Source organism: Micromonospora sp. NPDC049836, from assembly GCF_044465125.1.
In the GTDB taxonomy this organism is placed as follows: domain Bacteria; phylum Actinomycetota; class Actinomycetes; order Mycobacteriales; family Micromonosporaceae; genus Micromonospora.
Window position 1 is genome coordinate 439,765 of sequence record NZ_JBITLH010000006.1, and the last position, 17,087, is coordinate 456,851.

18 protein-coding genes are annotated in these 17,087 nt (G+C 74.5%); 11 read left to right on the plus strand and 7 right to left on the minus strand.

All coding sequences use genetic code 11. The features are described 5' to 3' along the window. Positions 1–64: 64 nt before the first annotated feature. The 6 genes from argB (at position 65) to argH (ending at position 6,412) form a co-directional block, all read left to right on the plus strand. Positions 65–1,006, plus strand: a complete 942-nt coding sequence (gene argB, locus ACIBPB_RS19410) for an acetylglutamate kinase (protein WP_396840938.1) — start codon at positions 65–67, stop codon at positions 1,004–1,006. Then, positions 1,003–2,241, plus strand: coding sequence for an acetylornithine transaminase (locus ACIBPB_RS19415; protein WP_396840939.1), 1,239 nt, complete (start codon positions 1,003–1,005; stop codon positions 2,239–2,241). The genes argB and ACIBPB_RS19415 overlap by 4 nt, the downstream gene beginning before the upstream one ends. Beyond that, positions 2,238–3,167, plus strand: coding sequence for an ornithine carbamoyltransferase (gene argF, locus ACIBPB_RS19420; protein WP_396840940.1), 930 nt, complete (start codon positions 2,238–2,240; stop codon positions 3,165–3,167). The genes ACIBPB_RS19415 and argF overlap by 4 nt, the downstream gene beginning before the upstream one ends. Next, positions 3,164–3,679, plus strand: a complete 516-nt coding sequence (locus tag ACIBPB_RS19425; RefSeq protein ID WP_357324988.1) for an arginine repressor — start codon at positions 3,164–3,166, stop codon at positions 3,677–3,679. The genes argF and ACIBPB_RS19425 overlap by 4 nt, the downstream gene beginning before the upstream one ends. After that, positions 3,676–4,881 carry an argininosuccinate synthase gene (locus tag ACIBPB_RS19430; RefSeq protein WP_396840941.1) on the plus strand — a complete coding sequence of 402 codons (1,206 nt, stop codon included), beginning with the start codon at positions 3,676–3,678 and terminating at the stop codon, positions 4,879–4,881. The genes ACIBPB_RS19425 and ACIBPB_RS19430 overlap by 4 nt, the downstream gene beginning before the upstream one ends. A 67-nt stretch (positions 4,882–4,948) precedes the next feature. After that, the gene (gene argH / locus ACIBPB_RS19435) at positions 4,949–6,412 is read left to right on the plus strand and encodes an argininosuccinate lyase (protein ID WP_396840978.1); all 1,464 of its coding nucleotides are present in this window, start codon (positions 4,949–4,951) and stop codon (positions 6,410–6,412) included. A gap of 326 nt (positions 6,413–6,738) precedes the next feature. Here the strand turns inward: argH and ACIBPB_RS19440 are convergent, their stop codons facing one another. Together ACIBPB_RS19440 and ACIBPB_RS19445 are read right to left on the minus strand one after the other, a co-directional pair. Further along, a complete protein-coding gene (locus ACIBPB_RS19440; RefSeq protein ID WP_396840942.1) occupies positions 6,739–7,092 on the minus strand; it encodes an MmcQ/YjbR family DNA-binding protein in 354 nt (117 codons plus the stop codon). A 256-nt stretch (positions 7,093–7,348) separates the two neighbouring features. Then, positions 7,349–7,774 (minus strand): DNA-binding protein, encoded by a 426-nt coding sequence (locus ACIBPB_RS19445; protein WP_396840943.1) that lies wholly within the window; start codon positions 7,772–7,774, stop codon positions 7,349–7,351. Positions 7,775–7,866: 92 nt separating this feature from the next. Here ACIBPB_RS19445 and ACIBPB_RS19450 point away from each other — a divergent pair, with 92 nt between their 5' ends. From ACIBPB_RS19450 to ACIBPB_RS19460, 3 genes are all read left to right on the plus strand, one after another. After that, entirely contained in the window at positions 7,867–8,484 is a 618-nt protein-coding gene (locus ACIBPB_RS19450) for a DNA-3-methyladenine glycosylase (protein ID WP_396840944.1), read from the plus strand. Between the two features lie 187 nt (positions 8,485–8,671). Beyond that, positions 8,672–9,811, plus strand: coding sequence for an LLM class flavin-dependent oxidoreductase (locus tag ACIBPB_RS19455; RefSeq protein WP_046564845.1), 1,140 nt, complete (start codon positions 8,672–8,674; stop codon positions 9,809–9,811). Then, positions 9,808–10,434, plus strand: a complete 627-nt coding sequence (locus ACIBPB_RS19460; protein ID WP_396840945.1) for an FMN reductase — start codon at positions 9,808–9,810, stop codon at positions 10,432–10,434. Before ACIBPB_RS19455 ends, ACIBPB_RS19460 begins: the two co-directional genes overlap by 4 nt. Before the next feature lie 21 nt (positions 10,435–10,455). Here ACIBPB_RS19460 and ACIBPB_RS19465 read toward each other — a convergent pair whose 3' ends face one another. Both ACIBPB_RS19465 and ACIBPB_RS19470 read right to left on the minus strand, forming a co-directional pair. Beyond that, entirely contained in the window at positions 10,456–11,334 is an 879-nt protein-coding gene (locus ACIBPB_RS19465; protein ID WP_396840946.1) for a universal stress protein, read from the minus strand. A gap of 213 nt (positions 11,335–11,547) precedes the next feature. Then, positions 11,548–12,456: a universal stress protein gene (locus ACIBPB_RS19470; RefSeq protein WP_396840947.1), complete on the minus strand. Its 909-nt coding sequence runs from the start codon at positions 12,454–12,456 to the stop codon at positions 11,548–11,550. Positions 12,457–12,604: 148 nt separating this feature from the next. On the opposite strand from ACIBPB_RS19470, the gene ACIBPB_RS19475 reads away from it, so the two are divergent. Beyond that, the gene (locus ACIBPB_RS19475; RefSeq protein ID WP_357324961.1) at positions 12,605–13,021 is read left to right on the plus strand and encodes an Hsp20/alpha crystallin family protein; all 417 of its coding nucleotides are present in this window, start codon (positions 12,605–12,607) and stop codon (positions 13,019–13,021) included. Between the two features lie 57 nt (positions 13,022–13,078). Then, positions 13,079–13,549 (plus strand): cyclic nucleotide-binding domain-containing protein, encoded by a 471-nt coding sequence (locus tag ACIBPB_RS19480; RefSeq protein ID WP_046564846.1) that lies wholly within the window; start codon positions 13,079–13,081, stop codon positions 13,547–13,549. A gap of 12 nt (positions 13,550–13,561) precedes the next feature. On the opposite strand, the gene ACIBPB_RS19485 is transcribed toward ACIBPB_RS19480, so the two are convergent. From ACIBPB_RS19485 to pflB, 3 genes are read right to left on the minus strand one after another with little or no spacing between them, the layout of a single operon-like run. Beyond that, on the minus strand, positions 13,562–14,005 hold the full coding sequence (locus ACIBPB_RS19485) for a hypothetical protein (RefSeq protein ID WP_396840948.1): 444 nt from the start codon (positions 14,003–14,005) through the stop codon (positions 13,562–13,564). A 43-nt stretch (positions 14,006–14,048) separates the two neighbouring features. After that, complete coding sequence (gene pflA, locus ACIBPB_RS19490) at positions 14,049–14,843, minus strand: pyruvate formate-lyase-activating protein (RefSeq protein ID WP_396840949.1); 795 nt, start codon at positions 14,841–14,843, stop codon at positions 14,049–14,051. Then, complete coding sequence (gene pflB, locus ACIBPB_RS19495) at positions 14,840–17,083, minus strand: formate C-acetyltransferase (protein WP_396840950.1); 2,244 nt, start codon at positions 17,081–17,083, stop codon at positions 14,840–14,842. The genes pflA and pflB overlap by 4 nt, the downstream gene beginning before the upstream one ends. Positions 17,084–17,087: the final 4 nt, after the last annotated feature.

Consider the following 17,087-nt stretch of genomic DNA (forward strand, 5'->3'; position numbering starts at 1 on the left):
GCCCGGTGAGCGCGAGGAACGCAGCGCAGCGGAGTCCCGCAGTCGCGAACGAAAGGCGGGCCCGGTGAGTGGGAGCCTGAGCGCCGACCTCACCCGGGCCCAGGCCAAGGCCGAGACGCTGATCGAGGCGCTGCCCTGGCTGGCCCGTTTCTCCGGGGCCACCGTCGTGGTCAAGTACGGCGGCAACGCCATGGTCGACCCCGCGTTGCAGCGGGCCTTCGCCGCCGACATGGTCTTCCTCCGGTACGCCGGCCTCAAGCCGGTCGTCGTGCACGGCGGCGGACCGCAGATCTCCGCGATGCTCGGCCGGCTCGGCATCGCCAGCGAGTTCAAGGGCGGCCTGCGGGTCACCACTCCCGAGGCGATGGACGTGGTCCGGATGGTCCTGGTGGGCCAGGTCGGCCGGGAACTGGTCGGGCTGATCAACGCGTACGGACCGTTCGCGGTCGGCCTCTCCGGCGAGGACGCCGGCCTGTTCACCGCCGTGCGCCGCCCGGCGTACGTGGACGGGGAGCCGGTGGACGTCGGGCAGGTCGGCGACGTGGAGTCGGTGGACGTCTCGGCGGTGACCGACCTGATCGCGGCCGGCCGGATCCCGGTGATCTCCACCGTGGCGCCGGACGCGGACGGGGTGCTGCACAACCTCAACGCGGACACCGCCGCTGCCGCGCTCGCCGTCGCCCTCGACGCCCGCAAGCTGGTCGTGCTCACCGACGTGGCCGGCCTCTACGCCGACTGGCCCGACACGGCCAGCCTGGTCAGCGAGATCAGCACCGACGAGCTGGCGAAGCTGCTGCCGTCCCTGGAAGCCGGGATGGTCCCCAAGATGGAGGCCTGCCTGCGGGCCGTGTGCGGGGGAGTGCCCGCCGCGCACGTCGTCGACGGCCGGGTCGCCCACTCCACGCTGCTCGAGGTCTTCACCTCGGAAGGGTTCGGCACGATGGTCGTGAGCGGCGAGCCCGCGCGCGACCCGGCCGAGACGACGGAAGGCACGGTCGGGTCATGAGCACACTGGTCGAGCGCTGGGGCGCGGCCATGATGGACAACTACGGCACCCCGCCGCTGGCGCTGGTCGCCGGCGCCGGCGCGGTCGTGGTCGACGAGGCCGGCCGGGAGTACGTCGACCTGCTCGGCGGCATCGCGGTCAACGCCCTGGGCCACGCCCACCCGGCCGTGGTGGCCGCCGTCTCCCGACAGGTGGCCACCCTCGGCCACGTGTCCAACCTGTTCGTCGCCGAGCCGCCGGTGGCCCTGGCCGAGCTGCTGCTGGCCCTCGCCGGCCGCCCCGGCCGGGTGTTCTTCGCCAACTCCGGCGCCGAGGCGAACGAGGCCGCCTTCAAGCTCTCCCGGCTCACCGGGCGCCGCCACGTGGTGGCCACCCAGGGCGGCTTCCACGGCCGCACCATGGGCGCGCTGGCGCTGACCGGCCAGCCCGCCAAGGCCGACCCGTTCCGCCCGCTGCCCGGCGACGTCAGCCACGTGCCGTACGGCGACGCCGCCGCCCTCGCCGAGGCGGTCACCGACGCCACCGCCATGGTGATCCTGGAGCCGGTCCAGGGGGAGAACGGCGTGGTCGTCCCGCCGCCCGGCTACCTCACCGAGGCCCGCCGGATCACCGCCGCGCACGGCGCGCTGCTGGTGCTCGACGAGGTGCAGACCGGCGTCGGCCGCACCGGCCACTGGTTCGCCCACCAGGCCGAGGGTGTCGAGCCGGACGTGGTCACCCTGGCCAAGGGGCTCGGCGGTGGCCTGCCGATCGGGGCCTGCCTGGCCTTCGGTCGGGCCGCCGAGCTGCTCGCCCCCGGCTCGCACGGCACCACCTTCGGCGGCAACCCGGTCAGCTGCGCCGCCGCCCTCGCGGTGATCTCGACCATCGCCAGCGAGGGCCTGCTCGACCACGTCAAGCGGATCGGGGAGCGGCTGCGGCGCGGCGTCGAGGCGCTGGGTCATCCGCTCGTCACCGGGGTACGCGGCGCCGGCCTGCTGCTCGGCATCGTGCTCGACCAGCCGGTCTCCGCCGCGGCGGCGACCGCGCTGCGCGCGGCGGGCTTCCTGGTCAACCCGGTGCAGCCCGGGGTGCTGCGGCTCGCCCCACCGCTGATCCTCACCGCCGAGCAGGCCGACGCCTTCCTGGCCGCTCTGCCCGCCGCGCTCGACGCGGCGGTGGCCGCTCCCGCGGCGACCCTGCCCACCCCCGCGCCGGGCTCCGCCGGCCCGACCACGACGGAGGTCCCCGCATGATCCGGCACTTCCTGCGCGACGACGACCTGTCCCCCGCCGAGCAGTCCACCGTGCTGGACCTGGCCGCCCGGATGAAGGCCGACCGGTTCGCGTACCAGCCGCTCACCGGGCCGCGGTCGGTGGCCGTGCTCTTCGACAAGCAGAGCCTGCGCACCCGGATCTCCTTCGACGCCGGCATCGCCGAGCTCGGCGGTCACCCGCTGGTGGTGGACACCCAGGTCACCCACTTCGGGCGGGGCGAGACGCTGGCCGACGCCGGCCGGGTGCTCTCCCGGTACGTCGCGGCCATCGTGCTACGCACCCACGGCGACGACCGGATCGCCGAGGTCGCCTCGCACGCCACCGTGCCGGTGATCAACGCGCTCACCGACACCTACCACCCGTGCCAGCTGCTGGCCGACCTGCTCACCGTCCGCGAGCGGTTCGGCGCCACCGCCGGGCGCACCCTGGCGTACGTGGGGGACGCGGCGAACAACATGGCCCACTCGTACCTGCTGGGCGGGGCGAGCGCCGGCATGCACGTGCGGGTGGCCGGGCCGGCCGGCTTCCAGCCCGACCCGGAGATCGTGGCCCGCGCCGAGAAGATCGCCACCGGCACCGGCGGTTCGGTCCGGGCGCTCACCGACCCGGCGGAGGCGGCCCGGGGCGCGCACGTGCTGGCCACCGACACCTGGACCTCGATGGGGCAGGAGTCCGACGGTCTCGACCGGATCACCCCGTTCCTGCCGTACCAGGTGAACGAGGCGCTGCTCGGCCACGCCGCGCCGGACGCCGTCGTGTTGCACTGCCTGCCCGCCCACCGGGGCGAGGAGATCACCGACGGGGTGCTCGACGGGCCGCGGAGCGCGGTCTTCGACCAGGCGGAGAATCGGCTGCACGCCCAGAAGGCGCTGCTGACGTTTCTCCTGGAGGCATCCACACCATGACCGCCCCGCTGACCCGTGCCGCCCGGCACGCCCGCATCGTCGAGCTGATCCGTGACCAGGCCATCCACTCGCAGACCGAGCTGGCCGACCTGCTCGCCGGTGACGGCATCCAGGTCACCCAGGCCACCCTCTCCCGGGACCTCAAGGAGTTGGGCGCGGTCACCGCGCGCGGCGGCGACGGGCGGGGCGTCTACCTGATCCCGGAGGACGGCCACCGGCCGCTGCGCGAGGCCGAGGCCGCCCCGGCCCGGCTGGTCCGGCTGCTGCACGAGCTGCTCAACGGGGTCGACTCCAGCGGCAACATCGCCGTGTTGCGCACCCCGCCGGGCGCGGCCCAGTACCTGGCCAGCGCGTTGGACCGGGCGGGCCTGTCCGAGATCGTCGGCACCATCGCCGGCGACGACACCATCCTCGTGGTGGCCCGCGAGGCCGACGGCGGGGCGGCGCTCGGCGACAAGCTCGCCGGGTGGGCCCGCCGGGGAGAAAACGTCGAAGGGAACACCACACCATGACCGAGCGGGTCGTGCTGGCCTATTCCGGGGGTCTGGACACCTCCGTCGCCATCCCGTACCTGGCCGAGCAGACCGGCGCCGAGGTCGTCGCGGTCGCCGTCGACCTCGGCCAGGGCGGCGAGGACATGAACGTCATCCGGCAGCGCGCGCTGGACTGCGGCGCCGTCGAGTCCGAGGTGGTGGACGCGCGCGACGAGTTCGCCGCCGAGTACTGCCTACCGGCGGTCCGGGCCAACGCCCTCTACATGGACCGCTACCCGCTGGTCTCCGCGCTATCCCGGCCGCTGATCGTGAAACACCTGGTGGCGGCGGCGACGAAGCACGGCGGCACGATCGTGTCGCACGGCTGCACCGGCAAGGGCAACGACCAGGTCCGCTTCGAGGTCGGCCTGGGCGCGCTCGCTCCCGACCTGAAGATCATCGCCCCGGCCCGGGACTTCGCCTGGACCCGGGACAAGGCCATCGCCTTCGCCGAGGAGCGGGGCCTGCCGATCGACGTGACGGCCCGGTCGCCGTACTCGATCGACCAGAACCTGTGGGGGCGGGCCGTGGAGACCGGCTTCCTCGAGGACATCTGGACCGGGCCGGTCGAGGAGCTCTACGCGTACACCGCCGACCCGGCGCAGGAGCGCGACGCCGACGAGGTGGTCATCACCTTCGACGCCGGCGTGCCGGTCGCGATCGACGGCGAGACGGTGACCCCGTACCAGGCGATCCTGGAGCTGAACCGGCGGGCCGGCGCGCAGGGCGTGGGCCGGCTCGACATGGTCGAGGACCGGCTGGTCGGGATCAAGAGCCGCGAGGTGTACGAGGCGCCCGGCGCGATCGCCCTGATCACCGCGCACCGGGAGCTGGAGGCGGTCACCGTCGAGCGGGACCTGGCCCGGTTCAAGCGCGGCGTCGAGCAGCGCTGGGGCGAGCTGGTCTACGACGGCCTCTGGTTCTCGCCGCTGAAGAGGTCCCTCGACGCCTTCATCGACGACGCCCAGCGGCACGTCTGCGGCGAGGTCCGGCTCACCCTGCACGGCGGCCGGGCCACCGTCACCGGGCGGCGTTCCGAGGCCAGCCTCTACGACTTCGGCATGGCCACCTACGACACCGGCGACACCTTCGACCAGTCCCTGGCCAAGGGTTTCGTGCAGCTGTGGGGCCTGCCCAGCAGGATGGCCGCCGCGCGGGACGCCCGGCTGGGCGGATGCTGACCATGACGAATGAGCGAGCTCAACGAGTGAGCCCCGCAGTCGGGAGTGAAAGGTGAACGCTGCCACAATGGGTGGGGTGGACGACAAGAGTCTGACCGAGAACAGTGCCGCCACCAACCGGACGAGCCTCTGGGGTGGCCGGTTCGCCGGCGGTCCCGCCGAGGCGCTCGCCCGGCTGTCGGTGAGCGTCCAGTTCGACTGGCGCCTCGCCCCGTACGACATCGCCGGCTCCCGGGCGCACGCCCGGGTCCTGGCCGGCGCGGGCCTGCTCGACCCCGATGAGCTGGGGCGGATGCTGGCCGCGCTGGACGACCTGGAGGCCGCCTGCGCCTCCGGGGAGTTCCGTCCCACGGTCGACGACGAGGACGTGCACACCGCCCTGGAGCGGGGCCTGCTGGAGCGGCTGGGCACCCTGGGCGGCAAGCTGCGCGCCGGCCGCTCCCGCAACGACCAGGTCGCCACCGACCTGCGGCTCTATCTGCGTGACCACGCGCGCGGCGTGGCGGCCCGGCTGGTCGAGCTGGCCGAGGCGCTGGTGGAGCAGGCGGAACGGCACGTGGACACCGCGGCGCCCGGCATGACCCACCTCCAGCACGCCCAGCCGGTCACCTTCGGGCACTGGCTGCTCGCCCACGTGCAGCCGCTGCTGCGGGACCTGGAGCGGCTGCGCGACTGGGACCACCGCACCGCGATCAGCCCGCTCGGCGCGGGTGCGCTGGCCGGCTCCGGGCTGCCGCTGGACCCGGTGGTGGTGGCCAAGGAGCTGGGCTTCCGCACCTCCTTCGCCAACTCGATGGACGCGGTCGCCGACCGCGACTTCGTGGCCGAGTTCCTCTTCGTCACCGCGATGATCGGCGTGCACCTGTCCCGGCTCGGCGAGGAGGTGGTGCTCTGGACCTCGCAGCAGTTCGGCTGGGTGGAGCTGGACGACTCCTTCGCCACCGGGTCGTCGATCATGCCGCAGAAGAAGAACGCGGACATCGCCGAGCTGGCCCGGGGCAAGTCGGGTCGGCTGGTGGGCGGGCTGACGAGCGTGCTCACCATGCTCAAGGGCCTGCCGATGGCGTACGACCGGGACATGCAGGAGGACAAGGAGCCGGCGTTCGACGCGGTCGACACCCTGGAGCTGCTGTTGCCGGCGCTGGCCGGGATGATCGCCACGATGACGGTCCGGGTCGACCGGCTGGTCGCCGACGCGCCGACCGGCTACTCGCTCGCCACCGAGGTGGCGGACTGGCTGGTGCTGCGCGGCGTGCCGTTCCGCGAGGCGCACGAGATCACCGGCAAGCTGGTGGCGCTCTGCGCGGCCCGGGACTGCGCCCTCGACGAGGTCACCGACGCGGACCTGGCGGCGGTGAGCCCGCGCCTCGACCCGTCGGTGCGTGACGTGCTCTCGGTGCGGTCGGCGCTGGCCGCCCGGATCACCCCCGGCTCCACCGGCCCCGGCCCGGTGGCCGACCAGCTCGCGGCCGCCGCGGACCGGCTGGCCGGCTGGCGGGAGTGGGCCGCCGAGCGGGTGGTGCCCCGCTGACTCCGGTACCGCGCGGCGGCCCCCGGGACTCCCCGTCCCGGGGGCGCCGTCCGTGACGGCGGCGTCGCGGTAACGGCCGCTCCCCGGGGAATTTCGGGCCGGTGCCGGGCGCCCGACCGGCGGCGCCGACGGTGGCGCGTCGACGGTGGCGCGTCGGCCGTGGCGCGCGTCGTCGGTGGTGCGTCGGCGGCGGCGCGCGTCGGGCGGGAGGATGATCCACTCCGGTTGCGGCAATCCGGCCCTTCCTCGACGCCGGATGCCCCCGTTTGCCGCATCCCGTCGTCAAGCAGCGGCGGCGACGCGGGTGCGGGCTGGGTGGGTGTGGGCTAGGCGGTCGGCCGCTCGCCCTTGGGCAGCTTCGCCACCACCGCGTCGTACGACCCGTCGACGGCCTCGCGCAGTTCCTCGTCCGGGATGGCGCCGCCCAGGCGCAGCGTGTTCCAGCCGGAGCGGCCGATGTAGGGGGAGGAGCGGGCATCCTCCGGGAAGCGGTGCAGCCACTCGTCGGCCACCTCCCGGGACGGGCCGCACTTGACGCCCACCCGCGCCTCACCGTCGGGTCCGCCGAGGAACGCGAAGATCCGGCTGCCCACCTTGACCACCTCGTCGCCCTCCCAGGGCTGGTCCAGCCAGGCACCCGGCTTGGCCAGGCAGTAGGTCCGCATCTCGTCGCGCCGCATCGCGTCCTCCCTGTCGGTCCCCGGCCAGTCTGCCGCGCCCTCCGACCAGCCGCGACCCCCGGGCAAGCCGCCGCCTGTCACGACCCACCGGCAAGCCGCGCCCGCAGCAGTGCCCCTGGCAAGTCGCGCCCGCAGCCGTGCCCCTGGCAAGTCGCGCCCGCAGCCGTGCCACCGGCAAGCCGCGCCCGCAGCCGTGCCCCTGGCAAGCATCGGCCCGCCGTCGCGGCGCCGCCCGCGGCGCCGCCGGACGGACCGCTCAGTCGCCGGTGCCGGTGCGGACGGCCAGTCGCTCGTAGCGCTGCCGGGCCGCCTGGGCGCTGCCCAGCCCGAGCCCGAAGGCGATCGCCTGCCAGGTGAGGCCCCGACCCCGGGCCACCTGCAACAGCCCGGCCTCGAGCGCGTCCACCTCGGCCCGCACGTGCGGGATCAGGGTCAGCGCGGCCATCAGGTCGGCCTGGTCGACCGGCTCCTCGCCCGGCTCCAGCTCGGCGCCGCCGGCCAGCGCCATCACCAGGGTGGCCGCCTCGTAGGCGTCGGGGACGTCGGGGTGCGCGTACCGCCGGCGACCGGCCTCGGTGCCGGCGTGCCGCTCGGCGATCCGCATCAGCGCCGCGTAGTTGCGGTGCGCCCGGGCCTGGGCAGCATCCGGAGCGGTGAACGGGTCGTTGTTTAGCGTGACCATGCCCACCATGAGAACCTGTTGAACAACTGTTTGTCAACGCTCTATTGAAAGCAGATTGCGCGGGAACCGGGGACGCCGGATAGGCTCGGTCCGTGACCGCAAGCGACCTCGCCAGCCTCGCCGATCTGCTCGCCGGGCCGGTCGAGCCCGCCGCCCGGGGTCTGCTCGGCTGCCGCCTCGCCGGTCACGGGGTGACCGTGCGGATCACCGAGGTGGAGGCGTACGCCGGCACCGCGGGCGACCCGGCCTCGCACGCCCACCGCGGGCGCACCCCGCGCAACGCGGTGATGTTCGGCCCGGCCGGGCACGCCTACGTCTACTTCACCTATGGCATGCACTGGTGCGTGAACGTGGTCACCGGGCCGGACGGGGAGGCCTCGGCGGTGCTGCTGCGGGCCGGTGAGGTGGTCGACGGCCTCGACCTCGCCCGGTCCCGCCGGCCGGCCGTACGCCGGGATGTGGATCTCGCGCGCGGGCCCGCCCGGCTCTGCGCGGCGCTCGGCATCGACCGGTCCGTCTACGGCGCGGACCTGCTCGGCGACGGCCCGGTCCGGCTGCGGCCCCCGGCCGCGCCGGTGCCACCGGCGGCGGTCGCCACCGGGCCTCGGGTCGGCGTCACCGGCGCGCACGACGTGCCGTGGCGCTTCTGGCTCGCCGGCGACCCGACGGTCAGCGCCTACCGCCGGCACGTGCCCCGCGCCCGGCGCTGACCCGGTGGCACGGTGCAGGGCGCCCGGCGCCGTCCCGGGCCCGGCGGCCCCGCTCCGGGCGGCCGGTCCGCGGGTGGGTGAGCCGCACCACCCGGGGTGGGGTGCGTGGCGGAATAGTTGACTCGTCAAATATGTTGTGCGGTACGACTCCGGGTCGATCGACCCGGACGGCACGCGAGGAGCGGTCATGCAGTTCGGAGTCTTCACCGTCGGCGACGTCACGGTCGACCCGACCAACGGGCGGATGCCGTCCGAGCGTGAGCGCATCAAGGCCATGGTGGCCATCGCGCTCAAGGCCGAGGAGGTCGGGCTCGACGTCTTCGCCACCGGTGAGCACCACAACCCGCCGTTCGTGCCCTCGTCGCCGACCACCATGCTCGGCTACATCGCGGCCCGCACCGAGCGGCTGCTGCTCTCCACCGCGACCACGCTGATCACCACCAACGACCCGGTGAAGATCGCCGAGGACTACGCGATGCTCCAGCACCTGGCCGACGGCCGGGTCGACCTGATGATGGGGCGCGGCAACACCGGGCCGGTCTACCCGTGGTTCGGCCAGGACATCCGCAACGGCATCCCGCTGGCGATCGAGAACTACGACCTGCTGCGCCGGCTCTGGCGCGAGGACGTGGTCGACTGGAAGGGGCGGTTCCGCACCCCGCTGCAGGCGTTCACCTCGACGCCGCGCCCGCTCGACGGCGTGCCGCCGTTCGTCTGGCACGGCTCGATCCGCAGCCCCGAGATCGCCGAGCAGGCCGCGTACTACGGGGACGGCTTCTTCGCCAACCACATCTTCTGGCCCAAGGAGCACACCCAGCGGATGGTGGGCCTCTACCGGCAGCGCTTCGAGCACTACGGCCACGGCTCCGCCGACCAGGCGATCGTCGGCCTCGGCGGGCAGGTCTTCCTGCGGCGCAACTCGCAGGACGCGGTACGCGAGTTCCGGCCGTACTTCGACAACGCCCCGGTCTACGGGCACGGCCCGTCGCTGGAGGAGTTCACCCGGGAGACGCCGCTGACCGTCGGCAGCCCGCAGCAGGTCATCGACCGGACGCTGAGCTTCCGCGAGTACGTCGGCGACTACCAGCGCCAGCTCTTCCTCGTCGACCACGCCGGGCTGCCGTTGAAGACCGTGCTGGAGCAGCTCGACCTGCTCGGCGAGGAGGTCATCCCGGTGCTCCGCAAGGAGTTCGACACGCTGCGCCCGGCGCACGTGCCGGAGGCGCCGACGCACGCCTCGCTGCTGGCCGCGGCCGGCGGGGGCACCGACGCCACCGTCCACGCCGTCGACGACGTGACCGGCAAGGCCCCCGAGGAGGCCCGATGACCCGGCGCACCCTCGTGGTGATCTCGGCCGGCCTCGGCCAGCCCTCGTCCACCCGGCTGCTCGCCGACCAGCTCGCCGCGGCCGCCCGCGACGAGCTGGTCCGGCGCGGCGCCGAGGTGGAGATCCGTACCGTGGAGCTGCGCGAGCACGCCCACGACGTGGTGAACCATCTGCTCACCGGCTTCCCGCCGGCCGCACTGCGCGAGGTGCTGGCGACCGTGGCCGGCGCGGACGGGCTGATCGCGGTCACCCCGATCTTCAACGCCTCGTACAACGGGCTGTTCAAGTCGTTCTTCGACGTGCTCGACCGGGAGGTCCTGGCGGACCGGCCGGTGCTGATCGGCGCCACCGGCGGCACCGCCCGGCACTCGCTCGCTCTGGAGCACGCGGTCCGGCCGATGTTCGGCTACCTGCGGGCCGCGGTCGTGCCCACGGCGGTCTTCGCCGCCCCGGAGGACTGGTCCGGTGAGGGCGACGAGAGCGCGCTGCGGGCCCGGATCCGCCGGGCCGGTGCCGAGCTGGCTGAGCAGGTGGACCGGCGGCCGGCCGCGACCGGACCGGCCGACCCGTTTGCGCTCACCACCAGCTTCGAGGAACTGCTCGCCGGCCGCGACCCGTCCTGAGCCGTGGCGAGCCGGCGCCGGTCACGGCGCCGGCTCGTGCGGGTGGGCGACCAGCACCGGGCAGCGCGCGTGCTGGACCACCGCCTGGCTGACCGAGCCGAGCAGCAGCCCGGCGAAGCCGCCCCGCCCGCGCGACCCGACCACCACCAGGGCGGCCTCGCCGCTGGCCGTGATCAACGCCTGCTCGGGGGAGTCCGCCTCGAGCGCCCGCTCGACCACCCGCAGCGCCGGATGGTCCGACCGCACCCGGGCCGCCGCCTCGGCCAGCAGTTCCCCGGCCTCGCCCGACCCGGCGTCCGCCCCGCCCGGCTCGGCCTGGCCGGCGCGGCCCCGGTCCGTCGGCCGGACGTGCACCAGCACCAGGTCGGTGTCCCGGCGGCCCGCCTCCTCGGCGGCGAGCTGGACGGCGAACGCGGCCGACGTCGAGCCGTCCACCCCGACCAGCACCGGTCCCCGCCGGGGAATCGGCTGCTCGGCGGGGCGAACCACCAGCACCGGGCAGTGCCCGTGCTGGGTCACCTGCCCGCTGACCGAGCCGAGCAGCAGCCCGGTGAAGCCGCCGATGCCCCGGCTGCCCACCACGACCAGATCGGCCCGGCGGGACTCCTCGACCAGGGTGGCACCCGGCCCGCCGGCCACCTGGCGGACCGCGACCCGCAGGCCGGGACGGGCCTCGGCCAGCTCGGCGGCCACCCGCTCGAGCATCTGCCGCGACTCCTCGGTGGGCGCCGGCACCCCGAGGTCGTACGGGTTCAGCGGCACGCCGTAGCCCAGCGGGTGCAGATAGCCGTGCACCACCAGCAGCGGGCGGGACCGGGCCACGGCGACGTCCGCCGCGTACTCGGCGGCGGTCAGGCTGGTCGGCGAACCGTCGACACCCACCACGACAGGCCGGTCCATCGGTACATCCCCTCCCGTCGGCTCAGGTCATTCTCGTCCTGCCGTCCGCGTCGCACCCGGGTTTACCCGGAACGCCGGGCCGGCGTGGCGTCCGTCCGGAACGCCGGGCCGGCGTGGCGCTGGTCCGGAGCGCCGGGTCGGCGGGGGAACGGCGCGCGGCACGCCGGATCCGCCGGCCGGCAGCAGCCGGCCGGCGGAGCGGTGGCGGGGGAATCAGCCGGCGTCGGATCCCGGCCGGTGCCGCACGATGGCCAGCGGGCTGCGTGCGTGGTGCAGCACCGCGTGGCTGATCGAGCCGAGCAGCATGCCGCCCAGGCTGCCCCGGCCGTGCGCGCCGACCACGGTCAGCTGCGCCTCGGTGGACTCCTCCACCAGGGCCCGGGCCGCGTTGGCGGCCACCAGCTTCTGCCGGACCCGGACCTGCGGGTAGCGCTCGGCCCAGCCGGCCATCGCCTCGGCGAGCACCCGCTCCTCCTCGGCGCGCAACTCCTGCGGGTCGTACACCAGCGGCATGATGTCGCCGTACGCCTCCCGGAACGCCGGGGACGCCGGGTAGAGCCAGGCGTGCACGGCGACCAGGTCGGTGCCGCGCTGCGCCGCCTCGGCGAAGGCGAAACCGATCGCCTCGCGGGACAGCGCCGAGCCGTCCACGCCGACCACGACCGGGCCGTCGGCGCGCGGCTCGTCCCGCACCACCAGCACCGGGCACTCGGCCCGCGCGGCGAGCTGCACCGCCGCCGAGCCGACCAGCAGCTCGGCGAAGCCACCCAGGCCGCGGTGGCCCAGCACGAGCAGCGCCGCGTCCCGGGCCGCCCGCAACAGCACCGGGATCGGGCCGCCGTCCACCACGGCACCGGAGACCACCAGCTCGGCGTCGATCTTGCGGGCCTCGTCGACGGCCTCCTGGACCAGCTTGCCGGCCTCCTCGCGCAGTTCGGGGTCGGGCAGCGCGGCCGCGACCGGGCCGAGCGGGGTGCCGAGCATCGGCCACAGGAACGCGTGCACCACCCGCAGCGGCCGGTGTCGGGCCGCCGCCTCCCGCGCGGCCACCCGTACCGCGTGCAGCGCCGAGGGGGAACCGTCCACGCCCACCACGACGGGGGCACCGGATCTGTTGGTCATCACGTCCTCCTTCGTCCACCTTCAGCCTGCGCCCGCCGGCCCTGCGCCGGCAGGGCCGGTCCGCCCCGGGGACCGGGACCATCGGCCCTGCCCGCCCGGGTTCTTCCGAGGTGGGATGGAGGCAGGACGATCGACAAGGAGGTCGACAATGTCCACTGTCACCAAGTTCCGGGGCGGCGCGTTGGCGCCGTTCGACTGGACGAACCTGTCCTGGCTGCCGATGCTGGCGCCGACCATTCGGGTCGAGGACTACCTCGACGGCGACCGGTACGTCGTCCGCGCCGAACTCCCGGGCATCGATCCGGCGAAGGACGTGCGGATCACCCGGACCGGCGAGAACCTGCGGCTGGACGTGGTCCGTCGGGAGGGCCACACCGACAAGGTCCACTCCGAGTTCCACTACGGCTCGTTCTCCCGCCTGATCCCGCTGCCGTCCGAGGTGAAGGAGGAGACGATCACGGCCCGCTACGCGGACGGCATCCTCGAGATCACCGCGACGGTCGGCACGATCGAGCCGATCACCCGGGAGATCCCGATCACCGTGGAGCACGACACGAAGAAGTGAACCGACCCGAGGGGCCCGGCCGCGACGCCGGGTCCCTCTTCCCATCCTGGAGGCGTGATGACCCCGTTGGAGATGCTTCGGGCGCACCCGTTCCTCGCCGGGCTGCCGCAGGAGTGGCTGCCCCGGCTGACCGGCTACGCCCGGCCGGTGGCCTGGCACCCGGGGCAGCGGCTCTTCCGCACCGGCCAGCCCGCGGAACGGTTCTGGCTGGTCCGCGGCGGCGAGGTGGCGCTGGACTTCCCAGTGCCCGGCCGCGGTGACGTGGGTATCGAGACGATCGGCCCGGGCGGGGTGCTCGGCTGGTCCTGGCTCTTCCCGCCCTACCGCTGGCAGTTCGGCGCGGTCGCCGTGCAGCGCTGCACCGCGGTCGAGTTCACCGCGGCGGGGGTACGCCGGCTGATGGAGTCGGACGACGCGCTCGGCCGGCAGCTCACCACCCGCTTCATGAGCGTGGTGGTGGACCGGCTACACGCCTCCCGGGTCCGGCTGCTGGACCTTTACGGCTACCCGACCTCCGCGGCGAGCTGAGCCGCGAGCGGGTCACTCGTCGCCCGGGCCGGCGTCGCGCCGGACGACCAGTTCGGTGACCTCCAGCCGGCCGATGCGCAGCTCGCGGATCACCGCGCGGCGCACGGCCAGCCGGCCGATGGCGAGCGCACCCACCGCCACCGCGCCGAGCGCGGCGGCGCCCAGGGCGACCGCCCCGAGGGCCAGCGCGCCGGTGGCCGCGGCCCCGACGGCTCCCGCACCGGTCGCCTGCGCGCCGGTGGCCGCGGCCCCGACGGCTCCCGCACCGGTCGCCTGCGCGCCGATGGCCTGCGCCCCGGTCGCCTTCGCGCCGATGGCCTTCGCCCCGGTCGCCTTCGCGCCGATGGCCTTGGCCCCGGTGGCCTTCGCGCCGGTGGCCTTGGCCCCGGTCGCGCTCGCGACCAGGCTCCGGACCCGCGAGGTCGGGCGGCGACGCGGCCGGGCGGCGGTGAACATGCCCCCGATCCTAGTACGGCACCGGGCCGGGCGAGCGGGTCGCTCAGGTGACGGTCAGGCCGCGGGCGGCGAACTGGCCCCGCACCCGGGCCAGCAGCTCCGGGGTCGGCGGCGCGGTGTCCGCCAGCGGGAAGGCGAGGCCCAGCTCGGCGTACTTGTGCGCGCCCAGCCGGTGGAACGGCAGCACCTCGACGCGGGCCACGGTGGCCAGCCCGGCGGCCACGTCGGCCACCCGGTCCACGTCGTCGGCGTCGTCGGTCAGCCCCGGCACCAGCACGTACCGGATCCACATCGGGGTGCCCCGGTCGGCCAGCCGGCGGGCGAAGCGCAGCGTCGGCGCCAGCCGGCCGGTGCCGGTCACCCGCCGGTACGTCACCGGGTTCCCGGCCTTGATGTCCAGCAGCACCAGGTCGGTGGCCTCCAGCAGGGCGTCGTCGGCGCGGACGCCGAGGAAGCCGGAGGTGTCCAGCGCGGTGTGCAGGCCCAGCGCGTGGCAGCGGCGCAGCACCTCCCCGGTGAACCGGGGTTGCAGCAGCGGCTCCCCGCCGCTGATCGTGACGCCGCCGCCGGCCACCTCGATGAACCGCCGGTAGCGGGCCACCTCGGCCAGCACCTCGTCCACCGTCCGGGTCCGCCCGCTACGCCGGTACCAGGTGTCCGGGCTGTGGCAGTACCGGCAGCGCAGCGGGCAGCCGGCCAGGAAGACGACGAAGCGGGTGCCCGGCCCGTCCACCCCGACCGAGGTGTCCCAGGAGTGCACCGCCCCGACCGGCGCGCCGCCGCGCGGCCCCGCCGCCGGGGTGGCGGCGGGGTGCGCGGGTGGGGGCCGGCCGGTCACAGCGACCCGTGGAAGGTCCGCGAGATCACGTCCCGCTGCTGCTCCGGGGTGAGCCGGACGAAGTTCACCGCGTACCCGGAGACCCGGACGGTGAGCTGCGGGTAGCGCTCCGGGTGGGCCATCGCGTCGACCAGCGTGTCGCGGTCGAGCACGTTGACGTTGAGGTGGAAGCCGCCGGCGTCGGTGTAGCCGTCCAGCACCCCGGCCAGGTTGGTGATCCGCTCCTGCCGGGTGTGGCCCAGGCCGTCCGGGGTGACCGTGCCGGTCAGCGAGATGCCGTCCCGGGCCGCGTCGTACGGCAGCTTCGCCACCGACAGCGCCGCGGCGACCAGGCCGTGGGTGTCCCGACCGTTCATCGGGTTCGCCCCCGGGGCGAACGGCTCACCGGCGCGCCGCCCGTCCGGCGTGTTGCCGGTGTGCCGGCCGTAGACCACGTTCGAGGTGATGGTGAGCACCGACATGGTCAGCTCGGCGTCGCGGTAGGTGCGCTGCCGGCGCAGCTTCGCCGCGAACGTCTCCACCAGCCGCACCGCCAGCTCGTCGGCCCGGTCGTCGTTGTTGCCGTAGGTCGGGAACTCGCCCTCGACCGCGTAGTCGACGGCCAACCCGGTCTCGTCGCGCAGCACCTTGACCCGCCCGTACCGGATCGCCGAGAGGCTGTCCACGGCGACCGAGAGGCCGGCGATGCCGGTGGCCATGAACCGGCGCACCGGGTGGTCGTGCAGCGCCATCTCCAGCCGCTCGTAGGCGTACCGGTCGTGCTGGTGGTGGATCACGTTCAACGCGTCCACGTACGTCTCGGCCAGCCAGTCCAGCGTCCGGTCGTACGCGGCGACGACCTCGTCGTAGTCCAGGGTCTCCCCGCCGACCGGCGGGGCGGGCGGGGCGACCTGCTCGCCGGTCAGCTCGTCCCGGCCCCCGTTGATCGCGTACAGCAGCGCCTTGGCCAGGTTCGCCCGGGCGCCGAAGAACTGCATGTCCCGGCCCACCCGCATGGCCGACACGCAGCAGGCGATCGCGGTGTCGTCGTCGTACGCGGGGCGGATCAGCTCGTCGTTCTCGTACTGGATGGCGCTGGTGTCCAGCGACACCTGGGCGCAGAACCGCTTGAACCCGTCGGGCAGCCGCGGCGACCAGAGCACGGTCAGGTTCGGCTCGGGCGCCGGCCCCAGGTTGTACAGGGTCTGCAGGTAGCGGAAGGCGGTCCGGGTGACCAGGGGCCGGCCGTCGGCGTCCATCCCGCCGAGCGTCTCGGTGACCCAGGTCGGGTCGCCGGAGAAGAGCTGGTCGTACTCGGGGGTGCGGAGGAAGCGGATGATCCGCAGCTTGATCACGAAGTCGTCCACCAGCTCCTGCGCGGCGGTCTCGTCGAGCCGCCCCTCGGCCAGGTCCCGGCGCAGGTAGACGTCGACGAAGCCGGCGGTGCGGCCCAGCGACATGGCCGCGCCGTTCTGCTCCTTCGTCGCCGCCAGGTAGGCGAAGTAGAGCCACTGGATCGCCTGCTGGCCGGTGCCGGCCGGGCGGGAGAGGTCGAACCCGTACCCGGCGGCCATCTCCTTCAGTTCGCCCAGCGCGCGGATCTGCTCGGCCAGCTCCTCCCGGTCCCGGATCACCTCGTCGGTGGAGGGCCGGTCGTCCAGGGCGGCCTTGTGCGCGCGGCGCTCGGCGATCAGCCGGTCCACCCCGTACAGGGCCACCCGGCGGTAGTCGCCGATGATCCGGCCCCGCCCGTACGCGTCGGGCAGCCCGGTGATCACGTGCGACCGGCGGGCCCGCAGCACGTCCTCGGGATAGGCGTCGAACACCGCGTCGTTGTGGGTCCGGCGGTACCGGGTGAAGATCCGGTGCACGTCCGGGTCGGGCTCGCGGCCGTACGCCCGCAGCGCGGTCTCCACCATGCGCAGCCCGCCCTGCGGCATGATCGCCCGGCGCAGCGGCGCGTCGGTCTGCAGGCCGACGATCAGTTCCCGCTCCCGGTCGATGTAGCCGGGGCCGTGCGAGGTGATGGTCGACGGGGTGGCGGCGTCGACGTCGTACACCCCGCGGCGCCGCTCCTCCGGGAACATCGCCTGCAACCGGCCCCAGACCTGCCGGGTGCGGTCGGTGGGGCCGGCGAGGAAGTCGGCGTCACCGAGGTACGGCTCGTGGTTGCGGCGCACGAAGTCCGCCACGTCGATGGTGTCGCGCCAGGGCCCGTCCCGGAATCCACGCCACGGGTGCAGCGCTTCGGTGGCTGTCATGGTC

Bases quoted from the DNA above. Each gene is read 5' to 3' on its own strand.
- ACIBPB_RS19415 (WP_396840939.1), top strand. From the start codon at position 1,003: ATGAGCACACTGGTCGAGCGCTGGGGCGCGGCCATGATGGACAACTAC.
- argF (WP_396840940.1), top strand. From the start codon at position 2,238: ATGATCCGGCACTTCCTGCGCGACGACGACCTGTCCCCCGCCGAGCAG.
- ACIBPB_RS19425 (WP_357324988.1), top strand. From the start codon at position 3,164: ATGACCGCCCCGCTGACCCGTGCCGCCCGGCACGCCCGCATCGTCGAG.
- ACIBPB_RS19430 (WP_396840941.1), top strand. From the start codon at position 3,676: ATGACCGAGCGGGTCGTGCTGGCCTATTCCGGGGGTCTGGACACCTCC.
- argH (WP_396840978.1), top strand. From the start codon at position 4,949: ATGGGTGGGGTGGACGACAAGAGTCTGACCGAGAACAGTGCCGCCACC.
- ACIBPB_RS19440 (WP_396840942.1), bottom strand. From the start codon at position 7,092: ATGCGGCGCGACGAGATGCGGACCTACTGCCTGGCCAAGCCGGGTGCC.
- ACIBPB_RS19445 (WP_396840943.1), bottom strand. From the start codon at position 7,774: ATGGTCACGCTAAACAACGACCCGTTCACCGCTCCGGATGCTGCCCAG.
- ACIBPB_RS19455 (WP_046564845.1), top strand. From the start codon at position 8,672: ATGCAGTTCGGAGTCTTCACCGTCGGCGACGTCACGGTCGACCCGACC.
- ACIBPB_RS19460 (WP_396840945.1), top strand. From the start codon at position 9,808: ATGACCCGGCGCACCCTCGTGGTGATCTCGGCCGGCCTCGGCCAGCCC.
- ACIBPB_RS19465 (WP_396840946.1), bottom strand. From the start codon at position 11,334: ATGGACCGGCCTGTCGTGGTGGGTGTCGACGGTTCGCCGACCAGCCTG.
- ACIBPB_RS19470 (WP_396840947.1), bottom strand. From the start codon at position 12,456: ATGACCAACAGATCCGGTGCCCCCGTCGTGGTGGGCGTGGACGGTTCC.
- ACIBPB_RS19475 (WP_357324961.1), top strand. From the start codon at position 12,605: ATGTCCACTGTCACCAAGTTCCGGGGCGGCGCGTTGGCGCCGTTCGAC.
- ACIBPB_RS19480 (WP_046564846.1), top strand. From the start codon at position 13,079: ATGACCCCGTTGGAGATGCTTCGGGCGCACCCGTTCCTCGCCGGGCTG.
- ACIBPB_RS19485 (WP_396840948.1), bottom strand. From the start codon at position 14,005: ATGTTCACCGCCGCCCGGCCGCGTCGCCGCCCGACCTCGCGGGTCCGG.
- pflB (WP_396840950.1), bottom strand. From the start codon at position 17,083: ATGACAGCCACCGAAGCGCTGCACCCGTGGCGTGGATTCCGGGACGGG.